Origin of the sequence: Microbacterium sp. SA156 (assembly GCF_049065455.1) — a bacterium.
GTDB lineage: Bacteria > Actinomycetota > Actinomycetes > Actinomycetales > Microbacteriaceae > Microbacterium > Microbacterium barkeri.
Map to the genome: position 1 here is coordinate 118,059 of NZ_JBAKGU010000008.1, position 12,250 is coordinate 130,308.

13 protein-coding genes are annotated in these 12,250 nt (G+C 72.7%); 7 read left to right on the forward strand and 6 right to left on the reverse strand.

Going from position 1 to position 12,250, the window contains the following annotated elements:
* Positions 1 to 9 precede the first annotated feature (9 nt).
* Positions 10 to 930: an AEC family transporter gene (locus tag ACOWU6_RS09565; protein WP_421075534.1), complete on the forward strand. Its 921-nt coding sequence runs from the start codon at positions 10 to 12 to the stop codon at positions 928 to 930.
* On the opposite strand, the gene ACOWU6_RS09570 is transcribed toward ACOWU6_RS09565, so the two are convergent.
* Both ACOWU6_RS09570 and ACOWU6_RS09575 read right to left on the reverse strand, forming a co-directional pair.
* Positions 875 to 1,534: a DedA family protein gene (locus tag ACOWU6_RS09570; RefSeq protein ID WP_421075535.1), complete on the reverse strand. Its 660-nt coding sequence runs from the start codon at positions 1,532 to 1,534 to the stop codon at positions 875 to 877. The genes ACOWU6_RS09565 and ACOWU6_RS09570 overlap by 56 nt on opposite strands.
* 149 nt (positions 1,535 to 1,683) lie before the next feature.
* Entirely contained in the window at positions 1,684 to 2,802 is a 1,119-nt protein-coding gene (locus tag ACOWU6_RS09575; protein ID WP_282977743.1) for a glycosyltransferase family 4 protein, read from the reverse strand.
* A 139-nt stretch (positions 2,803 to 2,941) separates the two neighbouring features.
* Between ACOWU6_RS09575 and ACOWU6_RS09580 the strand changes: the two genes are divergently transcribed.
* Both ACOWU6_RS09580 and ACOWU6_RS09585 read left to right on the forward strand, forming a co-directional pair.
* Positions 2,942 to 5,113, forward strand: coding sequence for a glycogen debranching N-terminal domain-containing protein (locus ACOWU6_RS09580; RefSeq protein WP_421075536.1), 2,172 nt, complete (start codon positions 2,942 to 2,944; stop codon positions 5,111 to 5,113).
* A complete protein-coding gene (locus tag ACOWU6_RS09585; RefSeq protein WP_271171857.1) occupies positions 5,110 to 5,445 on the forward strand; it encodes a MerR family transcriptional regulator in 336 nt (111 codons plus the stop codon). The genes ACOWU6_RS09580 and ACOWU6_RS09585 overlap by 4 nt, the downstream gene beginning before the upstream one ends.
* Here ACOWU6_RS09585 and ACOWU6_RS09590 read toward each other — a convergent pair.
* From ACOWU6_RS09590 to ACOWU6_RS09605, 4 genes are all read right to left on the reverse strand, one after another.
* Positions 5,348 to 6,736 (reverse strand): acyltransferase family protein, encoded by a 1,389-nt coding sequence (locus tag ACOWU6_RS09590; RefSeq protein WP_421075537.1) that lies wholly within the window; start codon positions 6,734 to 6,736, stop codon positions 5,348 to 5,350. The genes ACOWU6_RS09585 and ACOWU6_RS09590 overlap by 98 nt on opposite strands.
* A 117-nt stretch (positions 6,737 to 6,853) precedes the next feature.
* The gene (locus ACOWU6_RS09595) at positions 6,854 to 7,522 is read right to left on the reverse strand and encodes a response regulator (protein ID WP_421075538.1); all 669 of its coding nucleotides are present in this window, start codon (positions 7,520 to 7,522) and stop codon (positions 6,854 to 6,856) included.
* Entirely contained in the window at positions 7,519 to 8,697 is a 1,179-nt protein-coding gene (locus ACOWU6_RS09600; RefSeq protein WP_421075539.1) for a sensor histidine kinase, read from the reverse strand. Before ACOWU6_RS09600 ends, ACOWU6_RS09595 begins: the two co-directional genes overlap by 4 nt.
* Positions 8,694 to 9,461 carry an SDR family oxidoreductase gene (locus tag ACOWU6_RS09605; RefSeq protein ID WP_421075540.1) on the reverse strand — a complete coding sequence of 256 codons (768 nt, stop codon included), beginning with the start codon at positions 9,459 to 9,461 and terminating at the stop codon, positions 8,694 to 8,696. Before ACOWU6_RS09605 ends, ACOWU6_RS09600 begins: the two co-directional genes overlap by 4 nt.
* A 145-nt stretch (positions 9,462 to 9,606) precedes the next feature.
* On the opposite strand from ACOWU6_RS09605, the gene ACOWU6_RS09610 reads away from it, so the two are divergent.
* From ACOWU6_RS09610 to ACOWU6_RS09625, 4 genes are all read left to right on the forward strand, one after another.
* Positions 9,607 to 10,068, forward strand: coding sequence for an NfeD family protein (locus tag ACOWU6_RS09610; protein ID WP_271171862.1), 462 nt, complete (start codon positions 9,607 to 9,609; stop codon positions 10,066 to 10,068).
* Position 10,069: 1 nt separating this feature from the next.
* A complete protein-coding gene (locus ACOWU6_RS09615) occupies positions 10,070 to 10,999 on the forward strand; it encodes an SPFH domain-containing protein (RefSeq protein WP_271171863.1) in 930 nt (309 codons plus the stop codon).
* On the forward strand, positions 10,996 to 11,763 hold the full coding sequence (locus tag ACOWU6_RS09620) for a glycerophosphodiester phosphodiesterase family protein (RefSeq protein ID WP_271171864.1): 768 nt from the start codon (positions 10,996 to 10,998) through the stop codon (positions 11,761 to 11,763). The genes ACOWU6_RS09615 and ACOWU6_RS09620 overlap by 4 nt, the downstream gene beginning before the upstream one ends.
* A gap of 94 nt (positions 11,764 to 11,857) precedes the next feature.
* Positions 11,858 to 12,238 carry an RNA polymerase-binding protein RbpA gene (locus tag ACOWU6_RS09625; protein WP_271171865.1) on the forward strand — a complete coding sequence of 127 codons (381 nt, stop codon included), beginning with the start codon at positions 11,858 to 11,860 and terminating at the stop codon, positions 12,236 to 12,238.
* Positions 12,239 to 12,250: the final 12 nt, after the last annotated feature.

Sequence of the window (12,250 nt, forward strand, 5' to 3'; positions counted from 1 at the left end):
GACCCCCGCATGATCGACGTCCTCACCGGCTTCGCGGTCGTCGGCGTGGCGATCCTCACCGGCTACGTCGTCGGGCGCGTCGACCTCCTCGGGCCGCAGGGCCGATTCGTGCTCAGCCGACTCTGCTTCTTCGTGCTGAACCCGTTCCTGCTCTTCACCGTGCTGGCAGAGGCCGATCTCGGCGTGCTGTTCTCGGCGCTGCTGCCCGTCTCCGCGCTCGCGGCCGCGGCGATCTTCATCCTCTACGGCCTCGTCGCCCGGCTCGGCTGGCGTCGCGGGTGGGGCGTCACGGCGGTCGGGGCGCTGGGCGCCGGGTACGTGAACGGGAACAACATCGGCATCCCGATCGCCACCTACGTGCTCGGCGACGCCGCGTACGCCGCGCCCATCCTGCTCCTCCAGCTCCTCGTGTTCACGCCGATCGTGCTCGCCATCCTCGACGGCTCGTCATCGGGAGAGGCGTCTTTCGGGGCGATCGCGCGGCGGACGCTGCGCAACCCCATGATCATCGGCGCGGCCCTCGGGGTTCTCGTGGCGCTCCTCGACGTCGAGCTCCCGCCCATCTTCATGGACCCGCTGCGGCTCCTCGCGGGCGGAGCCGTGCCCGTGCTCCTCATCAGCTTCGGCATGTCGCTCTACGGCCAGCGCGTCCTCACGCAGGTCGGCACGCGCCGCGACATCGCCCTCGCGACGGTCTGCAAGCTCGCGCTCATGCCGCTCGTGGCATGGGCGATCGGCCGATTCGCCTTCCAGCTCGACGACCACGCGCTGCTCGCGGTGGTCGTGCTCGCCGCGCTCCCCAGCGCGCAGAACGTCTTCAACTACGCGCAGCGCTACGAGGTCGGCGAGGTGGTCGCCCGCGACACCGTGTTCCTCACGACGCTGGGATGCCTGCCGGCTCTGTTCGCGTGCGCTCTGCTTCTGGGCTGAGCGAGCGCTGACGCAGGGCGATCACGCGATCGATCGCGATCCCGAGCACGATCGCGATGCCTGCGCCGATCGCGGCGCCCAGGAGCGGCTGCTCGCGGAGCCAGGTGCCGGCGATGAGGCCGATGCCGACGGAGTACGCCGCCCAGGCGGCCGCCGCGACGAGCGCGAGCGGCACGAAGCGGCGGGGCGGATAGCGCGTCGCGCCGGCGGTCAGGTTCACGGCCACGCGCCCCACGGGGATGTAGCGCGCGATGAGGATGAGCGAGGCGCCGCGCCGATCGAGGCCCGCCTGCGCCCACTCGATCGTCCGCCGCACGCGCCCGATCCGCGTCCATCCGAAGCGCTCGGTCCCGATCGCGCGCCCCAGGAGGTAGGTGAGCCCGTCGCCGACGAAGGCGCCGCACGCCGCGAGGAGCGCGATGAGCCAGGGCACCGGCTCCCCCGTCGCTGCGCCGATCGCCGCAGCCGACACGATCACCGTCTCGCTCGGGACGGGCGGGAACAGCCCGTCGACCGCGCACACGGCGAACGCGACGAGGTAGATCCAGGGCGAGGTCGCGGTGTCGAGCAGCACCGTGGCGACGAGGTCGAAGAACGCGGTCATGGGGATCCCTCCGGGTCGCTTACGACGCTACGGAGGGGCGTGCGGCGCGTCGTCACCCCGTGGGTGCGTTCCCATCCCCCTGGAGGATGACTCGTGTCCGTCCGGGACGGCCGCGCGAGCGATGCGCGGCCGTCCCGGACGGGCTCGGCTCAGGCAGCGGCGGCCGTGAGAGAGCGGATGGTCTCGCTCCCCTCGGCGAGGACGCGGTAGACCCGCTCGTACCCCTCGGCCATCACCGGCAGATCGAACCGCGTCTCCGCATCGCGGCGGCAGGCCGCGGGATCGAGATCGCCCGCGCGCTGGATCGCCTGCGCGAGGGCGTCGAGGCCGTCGACGACGAACCCGGTCTCGCCGTGCCGGACGATCTCGGGCACGCTGCCGCGCGGCGTCGCGACGACGGGCGTGCCGCACGCGAGCGCTTCGGCCATCACCATGCCGAACGGCTCCTCCCACTGGATCGGGAAGACGAGGCAGGCGGCGCTCGCGAACAGCTCGCGCTTCACGCTCGCGTCCGCCTCGCCCACGTACTCGGCGTCTCGGCCCAGCAGGGGGCGCACGGCGTCGGCGAAGTACTCGCGCTCGGCGGTCTCGTTGAGCTTGCCGGCGAGCACGATGCGACGCCCCGCACGCCGCGCGGCCTCGATGGCGAGATGCGCCCCCTTGTCGGGGCTGAAGCGCCCGATCCAGAGCACGTGATCCTCCTTGTGCGGGCGGAACGGAAAGCTCGGCACGTCGATCGCGTTGTGCACCGTCCCGACCCAGTTCAGATCAGGAGCCTGACGGCGCTGGGCGTCGGAGATCGCGACGAGGTCGACGCTCGACCCGAGCCGGCGGTAGTAGTCGCCGTTGTCACCCGTCACCGGCCCATGCATCGTCACGAGCGTCGGGATGGTGCGCGAGCGGGCGAGCAGGGGCCCCGCCGCGGAGTTGTCGTGGACGATGTCGAGCTCGCGCTCGTCGAGCGAGCGCGCCGCCTCGGCCGCGAGCACGACCTCGGGCATGACGCTCGACCCCAGCAGGTGCGAGGGCGGCTCGTCGTACACCCGCACGTGGCGCTGCGCGCGTGTGCGGCGCTCCCCCGAGGCGACGAGGGTCACCTCGTGTCCGCGGGCGACGAGCTGGTCCACGAGGGCCGCGACGACGGCCTCGGTTCCCCCGTAGCCGCGCGGCGGGAGCTCGAACCACGGCGGCGCGATCATCCCGATCCGCAGCGGGCGCGTGGCCACCTCGTCCTCCGGTGTGCCCTCTCGTTCGACGATCAGCGACATGCGCGTACCTCCTCCTCCATCGGCGCTATCGCAAGGTGGGGTGAAGAGCTCGACGTTGAGCCGTCGCTTGTCAGGTTATTGAGAGGAAACCTACGATTGCAAGTGAAGGTTTTCAGAGCGCCCGTCAGAGAGGAGCACCGTGACCGACATCGTGTCGTCCCCCGTCGAGACCGCAGACGACGTGGAGCCGCGGACCTCCCGGCTGCCCATCGACGACGATCGCACCCGGCCCCGAGGACTCGGCACCGTGCAGCAGCCGCAGGCATCCGTGACCCTCGTCGAGGGATCGTCGTTCTGCGTCTCCCGCCCCGATGGCGACATCGTCCCTCGTCAGGCCGATGGCCTCTTCGTGCAGGACACCCGCGTGCTGTCTCAGTGGGAGCTGCGCATCGACGGCCATTCGGTCGAGCCGCTCGGGATCATCCCGGCAGAGCCCTTCGAGACGCGTTTCATCGGCCGCGTTCCGGCCCGCCCCGGCAACATCGAGCCGACGATCATCGTCGAGCGGCGCCGGCTCGTCGGCAGCGGCATGCGCGAGGACCTCGCGATCTCGAACTACGGGAGCGAGCCGGCGGGTCTCGACGTCGTCCTCCACGTCGACGCGGACTTCGCCGACCTCTTCCAGGTCAAGGAGCGCCGGGCCGAGCGGCCGGCGGGCGTGACGGGCGGGTTCGACCGGGACGGACTCCACTTCCGCCTGGAGGGCGAGGGGACGGCCCAGCGGGGCGTGCGCGTGTCGGCGCCCGGAGCGCAGGCCGCCTCGGGAGCGCTCGCCTTCCGCATCGTCGTCGAGCCGGGCGGCACGTGGCGGGGCAGCATCGAGGTTCGGCCGGCCGTGGACGGCAGCGAGCTGGCCGCGTCCTTCCCGCTCGGCGACCCGGTGGAGGGCACGCAGCCGGCGCTGCGCATGCGCGGGTGGCACGACGCGACACCCTCGATCTCGGTGGCGAACACGGTGCTGGCGGCCGCACTCGCGACAAGCGAGCGCGACCTCGGTGCGCTCCGCATCGTCGACCCGTCCCATCCCGAGGACGAGGTCGTCGCGGCGGGAGCGCCGTGGTTCATGGCCCTCTTCGGCCGGGACTCTCTGCTCACCAGCGCGATGATGATGCCCTTCGCGCCGAGTCTCGCACTCGGGACCCTGCGCGCCCTCGCTCGGCTGCAGGGCGCGCGCGAGTCGGCGATGACGGAGGAGCAGCCCGGGCGCATCCTCCATGAGGTGCGGCTGGGAGCGGACCTGTCGCTCGCCCTCGGCGGCGATCGGGTCTACTACGGATCGATCGACTCGACCCCGCTCTTCGCGATGCTCGTCGGCCAGGCGCGGCGCTGGGGAGCTCCCCGCGAGGCCATCGAGGAGCTGTGGCCGCATGTCCGACGCGCCATCGCGTGGATCGACCGCTTCGGCGACCGCGACGGCGATGGGTTCGTCGAGTACCAGCGCAGCACCGACCGCGGGCTCGCGAACCAGGGGTGGAAGGACAGCTCGGATGCCATCGCCCACCGCGACGGCACCGACGCGCAGGCGCCGATCGCGCTCGCCGAGGTCCAGGGCTACTGCTACGCGGCGCGCCTCGCGGCCGCCGAGATCGCGGAGACGCTGGGCGAGGCGGCGTACGCGGCCGAGCAGCGCTCGCGGGCCGCTGAACTGCAGGCGCGCTTCCACGAGGCGTTCTGGCTGCCCGACGAGGGCTTCTACGCGCTCGCGCTCGACGCGCGCAAGGAGCCGGTGCGCGTGCTCTCCTCGAACGTCGGGCACTGCCTCTGGACCGGCATCGTGCCCGACGAGGTCGCCGACCGGGTGATCGACCGCCTGCTGCAGCCCGATCTCTTCACCGGCTTCGGCATCCGGACCCTCTCGTCGCGGTCGCGGCGATTCAACCCCGCGAGCTACCACAACGGGTCGGTCTGGCCGCATGACACCGTGCTCGCGGCCGCAGGCATGGCCCGGTACGGGCGCCGGGATGCCGCGGTCGAGGTCGCGACCGGTCTCCTCGATGCGCTCGAGGCGTTCGACGGGCGTCTCCCCGAGCTCTTCTGCGGCTTCGCGCGCGAAGACAAGCCCCTGCCGGTCCCCTACCCGACGTCGTGCTCCCCGCAGGCGTGGGCCGCCGCGACGCCGTTCGAGATCCTCCGGATCTGCCTCGGGCTGGATGCCGACGTGCCCGAAGGCCGCCTCGACATCCGATCCGTGCCGCCCGCGATCGGCCGCGTCGAGATCACCGGCCTGCCGATCGGGCCGTGGCGGCTCGACCTCCGCGCAGATGAGACCCGCACCGAGGTCTCCGGACTGCCTGAAGGGATGGGGACATGAGCGATGACGCCGAGACGAGCGACGGCGAGCCTGCGTCGCCCCTGGACGACCAGACCGCGCCGTTCTACACGATCGGGCAGGTCTCGTCGCTGCTCGGGATGCCGCAGGCTGCGCTGCGTCGCCTCGACGACCAGGACATCGTCTCGCCCGAGCGCTCCGAGGGCGGCCAGCGCCGGTACTCGCGGAACGAGGTCGATCGACTGCGCGAGGTGGCGACGCTGACGGAGGAGGGTGTCACCCTGCCCGGCGTGCGGAAGGTGCTCGCCCTCCGGCGCCGCGTCGAGGCCCTCGAAGAGGAGATCGCCGACCTCCGCGCGCGCCGGCCGGAGTGAGCCCGCGGGGCAGGATCGGGCCGGCCGCCGACAGCCGCACGGCGAGCGCGGCGAGGAGCGCGGAGAGGAGGGCCGTCGCGGGGCCGAGTCCGAGCGCGAGCACCGCGGCCACCGCGGCCGCCCCCGTGAGGGTCGCGAGGGCCGCGCGCCCTGCCTGCTCGGTGACCGGCTCCGCACCCGAGCGCGCGTGCCGCGCCTCGAAGCGGCTCGCGGCCCAGGCCACCGCGCCCACGACGACCGCGCCGAGCACGAGCCACGCCGGGCGGTCCAGCCACCATGCGGGAGATGCGGGCGCCGGAAGATCGGCGCCGGTGACGAGGGCGCTCCCCGCGACGGCTCCCGCGAGCGCTACGAGCGCCGGCATGTGCCACAGGTAGACGGTCATCGCGCGGCCGCCGATCGCATCCACCGCTCGTGCGACCGGCGGCTGCCCTGCCCACCGGCGCAGAGTCGGGCGCGCGAGCGTGAACAGGGTGACCTGCGCGAAGGCGAACAGCGCGAGCGCGACCGTCGGCGGATTGAGGTTCACGTACATGTCCGCCGCGTAGGCGCCCGACACGACGAGGACGAGGAGGACGCCGACGGTGCCCGCGGCCATCCGCCAGCGCACGCGCGCCGCGATCGCGTCAGCGCGGCCATCCTCGATCCAGAAGCCGAGCTGCTGCACCGTGAGCCACACGGAGGCGAGACCGAGCAGGCCGAGAGCCTCGACGCCGCTCGTCATCCGGAGGACGTCGCCGGCGACCACGGCCGCGGCGAGCACGGCGAGCGTGACGACGGGAGCGCGATCATGCGCGGCGACCAGCGCGGGCACGAGCGCCTGCGCGAAGACGAACACCCCGAGGAACCACAGCGGCTGCGACATCCGGAATCCCGCGACCGCGACGAGATCGCCCGGGACCCCCGCGACGAGCAGCGCCGAGAGGCCCGCCGCCAGGACGAGCATGACGAGCGGGAGGGGCCGCAGGAGACGCCGCACGCGGGTGGCGGCGAACGCCGCACGGGAGGCCCCGCGAGCGCGCGAGCGTCGGAACGAGCGGGCAGCGGTGAATCCCCCCGCCGCGAAGAACAGGGGCATCACCTGCACGAGCCAGCTCCAGGGAGCGAACCCGTCGATGTCGAGCGCGTTCGAGAACACGGGGCGACCGCCCTGGACGTCGATGCCGACCATCGTGGCGTGCAGGAGCACGACGACGACGAGGGCGCCCGCGCGGGCGAGATCGATGCTGCGGTCCCGATCGGGACCGGGAAGCGGCGGGGCGGATGGTGCGGTGGCGGCAGGCGCGGACATGCGGGTCTCCTCGACGGTCAGTGTCGGGGAACCGTACGGAGGCGACCGCGCCCAGCGGATCACCCCGGGGGTCGATCTGCGTGGCGGCGCTGCCCTCCCTCGGGGTGAGCGCGGACGTCAGGCCGGGGTGACGAGCCCCGCGTCGTAGGCGAAGATGACCGCATGCACGCGGTCCCGCGCGCCGAGCTTCTGGAGGACCCTCCGCACGTGCGTCTTCACGGTCTGCTCGGCGATGAAGAGCGCGCTCGCGATCTCGCCGTTCGACAGACCGCGGCCCATGAGCGTGAGCACCTCGCGTTCCCGCTCGGTGAGCCCGGCGAGGTCGAGCCGTGCGCGCGTGGGCGGGGCGGGTCGCCGGGTGACCACGTCCTCGATGAGCCGTCGCGTGATGCTCGGCGCGAGCAGTGCATCGCCCGCGGCGACGACGCGCACCGCCTGGACGAGCTCGTCCGGCCGGGCGTCCTTGAGGAGGAATCCGCTCGCCCCCGCGCTCAGCGCGTCATAGACGTACTCGTCGATGTCGAACGTCGTGAGCATGATGACGCGCGGCGGCGATGGCCGCGGGTGCCGCGGCTGCAGGATCGCGCGCGTCGCCTCGATCCCGTTCTGCACGGGCATCCGCACGTCCATGAGGACGACGTCGGGGCGGGTCTCGTTGACGACCCGAACGGCCTCCTCGCCGTCCCCGGCCTGGCCGACGACGCGGAAGTCGGGCTGAGCGGCGAGGATCGCCGCGAATCCTGCGCGCACCATGGCCTGGTCGTCGACGACCGCGATCGTGATCATGCCTCGCCCCTCTCCCCCGCGACGTCGACCGGGAGCTCCGCGTGCACGCGGAAGCCGCCCTCTGCCGTGGGGCGCGCGTCGACCGTGCCGCCGACGAGCGCGGCGCGCTCCCGCATCCCCCGGAGCCCGAGGCCGGCTCCTGGAGACGCCTCGACCGCGGCGGCCGGCCGCGAGTTCTCGACCTCGATCACGAGCATGCCGCCATCCTCCCGCACCGTCACCGTGGTCGCGCTCGCCGGTGCGTGGCGGAGCGCGTTGCTCAGCGCCTCCTGCACGATCCGGTAGGCCGCGAGCTGCAGCGAGGCGGGCAGGTCGTCGGCGTGCGCGCCGCTGCGCAGCGTGACCGCCGCACCGGCGTCGACCGCGTCGCGCACGAGTGCGGGGATGTCGGCGAGGCCCGCGACGGGCGAGAGCGCCGCCTGCTCGTCGCCTGAGCGCAGCACGCCGAGCAGACGGCGCATCTCGCCGAGGGAGCGGCGTGCGGCACCGCCGATCTCCTCGAACTCCGCCGCGGCCCCGTCGTCGAGCTCGGGGAGCCGGAAGCGCGCGGTCGCGGCCTGCACCTGGATGAGCGACAGGCCGTGCGCGACGACATCGTGCAGCTCGCGTGCGATCCGCTGACGCTCCTCGGCCTGAACGCGCGCGGCGTGCTCGTCCTCGGCGATCGCGCGCTCGCGGGCGAGGGCGGCGCCGAGCGCGCGTCGCTCGCCGAGCAGCGCGGCGACGCCCAGTGCCCCGGCCCCGATCGAGAGCGCCACGATCACGTTCGCCGGCACCGCGTCACCGCGCGCCGTGAGCACGTGCGACGACACGAGCGCCCCGGGGAGCACCAGCGCCCAGACGCCCGTGCGCCAGCCTCGGCGGAGAGCCACGAGCCCGCACAGCAGCGCGAACCCGATGATGCCCGTGACCGACCAGGGCCACGGCACGCCGACCGGGGGCGCCCACAGGGCGAGTGCCGCCGACGCGCCGGCGAACGCGACGATGGCCGGCCAGGGCGCGACCGGCGCCACCGCGATCGCGCCGGCCTGCAGGAGGGCGAGTGCGAGCGCCCAGCCCGGCGGGACGCCGTGCACGGCGGCCTCGAACGGCGCGCCGACGGCCGCGAGAGCGGCGCTCGCGAACCCGATGGCGACCCACCAGGCGGGCGAGAGCCCCCGCGCGCTGTCGGTCACTCCGTGCCGCGGAACCCGCTGATGTCGCCGACGATGCGCTCGTTGTCCGCGGGGATCGGGTCGACGATCGCCTGCGCGATCTCGGCGGCGAACTCCGAGACGTTGTAGAGGCGACCCGCCTCCTCGCGCCGCGCCGCGATCGCGCCGGGGTTCACGCGCTCCAGGAGCGTCGCGGTGATCGTGCCCTCGATCATGTCGCCCGAGACCACGACGAACTCGACGCCCTTCTCGGTGAGGGCGGGGATGCGCTCGCGCAGCGCGTCCTCGCCCGCGCGCTTCGACAGGGCCACGGGCTCGTACGCGTCCATCGTGGGCGTCGTGCGGATGAAGTGCGCCTGGTGGCTCGTGACGAACACGACGCGTCCGCCCGCGGGGATGATCGGCAGCGCGGTCTCGAGGACGTTCACCTGGGCATCGCGGTTGAGTCGGAGCGCGTAGTCCTCGCCGACGCCCGTCTCCATGCCGCCCGACGCGTTGAGCACGAGCACGTCGAGCGACCCGAACTCCTCCTTGACCGCGTCGATCATCGCCGAGACCGAGCCCGGGTCGGTCAGGTCCGCGCCGACGACGAGCGCCTTGACGCCGAGCTCGCGCACCTCGGCGGCGAGCTTCTCGGCGCGGGGGGCCTTGTTGCGGAAGTTGATGACGACGTTCGCCCCCGCCTGCGCCGCGTAGCGCACGGTGTCGGCGCCGATCCCCCGTGACGACCCCGTCACGAGGACGGTCTTGCCGGCGAGGGACTGCGGTGCGAGAGGCTGCGACACGAGGACTCCGAGAGCGTGGGGACGGGAACCGTCCGACCCTACCAAGTGCGGTCTGCGCGCGGGAATCGCAACGCGATATCCCGGGCGGATCACACGTCGCGCGTGCGTGATAGGTTCCGAGCAGAGCCCGCCCCGAGGAGGTCCCATGGAAGCGATCGAGCAGTTCGCCTGGATCGGATGGCTGGCGCTCATCGCGATCTTCCTCGCGGTCGAGATGGTCTCGGGCGAGCTCACGTTCCTCATGCTCGGCCTCGGGGGCGTGTTCGGCCTCGGATCGGGGCTTCTGGGCGCGCCGCTGTGGCTCCAGGTGATCGTCGCGGCCGCCGCGGCCGTCGCCCTGCTCGTCTTCGTGCGCCCGCCGCTTCTGCGGCGCCTGCGCCGCGGCGCCGACCCGAAGGCGTTCAACGTCGACGCTCTCGTGGGGCTGTCCGGCGTCGTGACCGAGACGGTCACCGCGATGTCGGGCCGCGTCAAGCTCGTCAACGGCGACTCGTGGTCCGCGCGCGTGCGCGGCGACCGGTCGCTGGCCCCGCAGACCCCGATCACCGTCGAGTCCATCCAGGGCGCGACCGCGTTCGTCACGACCCGCACGCCTGAGGAGAGCTGAAATGGACGACAGCAACGTCATGGCGATGGTGCTCACCTGGATCCTGGTGATCGCCGTCGTCATCTTCGTGATCACCATCCTGGTCCGGTCCATCCGGATCGTGCCGCAGAGCGACTCCGTCATCGTGGAGCGCCTCGGCAAGTACCACCGCACCCTGTTCGGCGGGCCGCACCTCATCGTGCCGTTCATCGACCGCGCACGCACGCGCGTCGACCTCCGCGAGCAGGTCGTCACCTTCCCGCCGCAGCAGGTCATCACCGAGGACAACCTCTCGGTGGCCGTCGACACGGTCGTCTACTTCCGCGTCACCGATCCGCGCTCGGCGACCTACGAGATCGCGAACTACCTCGGCGCGGTCGAGCAGCTCACCATCACCACGCTGAGGAACGTCGTCGGAAGCCTCAACCTCGAGGAGGCGCTCGTGAGCCGCGACGTGATCAACGGCAAGCTCAGCGCCGTGCTCGATGAGGCGACCGGGCAGTGGGGCATCAAGGTGAGCCGCGTCGAGCTCAAGGCGATCGATCCGCCCGCGACGCTGCAGGACGCGATGGAGAAGCAGATGCGCGCCGAGCGCGACCGTCGCGCGGCCATCCTCACCGCCGAGGGCCAGAAGCAGTCGCAGGTGCTCGTCGCGGAGGGCGCGCGGCAGGCCGCGATCCTCAAGGCCGAGGGCGACAAGCAGGCGCAGGTCCTGCGCGCCCAGGGCGAGTCGGAGGCGATCACGACGGTCTTCCATGCGATCCACGAGGGGCGCCCCGACGACAAGCTGCTCGCCTACCAGTACCTGCAGACCCTGCCGAAGATCGCGGAGGGCGAGGCGAGCAAGCTCTGGATCATCCCGAGTGAGCTGACGGAGGCCCTCAAGGGCATCTCGGGCGGTTTCGCCGGACGGATCCCGGGGCTGGGCGACCGCACCCCGCCGCCCGCGTGACGCATCCGTACCTGGCGGGCACGCGCCATCCGCGCGTGCTCGCCCATCGCGGACTCGTGACGGCCGACATGGCCGCCGACGGCATCGTCGAGAACTCGGTCGCGGCGATCGCGGCGGCGCACGCGGCGGGCGTCGAGTACGTCGAGTCCGACTGCCATGTCACGGCGGATGGCGTCGTCGTCCTCTTCCACGACGACACGCTCGAGCGCGTGACGGGAGACCCGCGCGCGATCGCCGACGTGACGCTGCGGGAGCTCGACGAGATCATGGCGCCGCGCGGCGGCCTCGCGCAGCTCGCCGATGTGCTCCGGGACTTCCCGTCGACGCGCTTCAACATCGACGTGAAGGCCGCGGCCGCCGCCGAGGGCGCCGGCCGCATCGCCGCTGAGCACGCCGACCGCGTTCTCCTCACGAGCTTCGACGAGGCACGGCGCGTGGCGGCCATGGCCGCTGCGTTCCCTGCGCGGCCGGCCACGAGCGCGAGCTCGGCGATCATCGCGCGCCTCGTTCTCGCGGCCGCGCTCGGTGCACGGCGGCGCGCACGACGGCTGCTCGCCGGAGTCGACGCCCTGCAGATCCCCGAGCGGCGCGGCATCGTGCCCGTGCTCACCCGCCGGCTCGTCCGCTGGGCGCATGAGGAGGGGGTCGAGGTGCACATCTGGACCGTCGACGATCCCGCGCGGATGAGGGCGCTCGTGCGGCGCGGGGTCGACGGGATCGTCACGGATCGCGCCGACCTGGCGCTGGCCGCTCTGACGCCCTGAACGTCGCCTGGGAATAGCGCATCCGGCGCCGTCCGTTCGGATGATCCGCTCAGCCGGACGCGTTACAAATGGTGACCGACGAGAGGACTTCACCATGGCAGATCGCAGCCTTCGTGGTATCCGACTCGGCGCCCAGAGTCTTCAGAGCGAAGAGGGCGTCGTGTTCATGGAGCGCAAGGAGCAGACGTACGTCTGTGCTGCCTGCGGGCGCGAGACGACGCTCATGTTCGCAGCGGACGCCGAAGCTCCCGAGACCTGGGAGTGCCGCACGTGCGGCGGCGAGGCGCTGCTCAAGCTCGAGAAGGGCACGGTCGAGGTCGACCACTCCGGCGACAAGGCCGCGCGCACGCACTGGGACATGCTCCTGGAGCGCCGTTCGATCGAGGAGCTCGAGGAGATCCTCGCCGAGCGCCTCGCGTTCATCCGCGAGCGCCGCGGAGCGGGCCAGGACCCGACGCGGGTCAAGAGCGCGTAACGCGCACGTCTG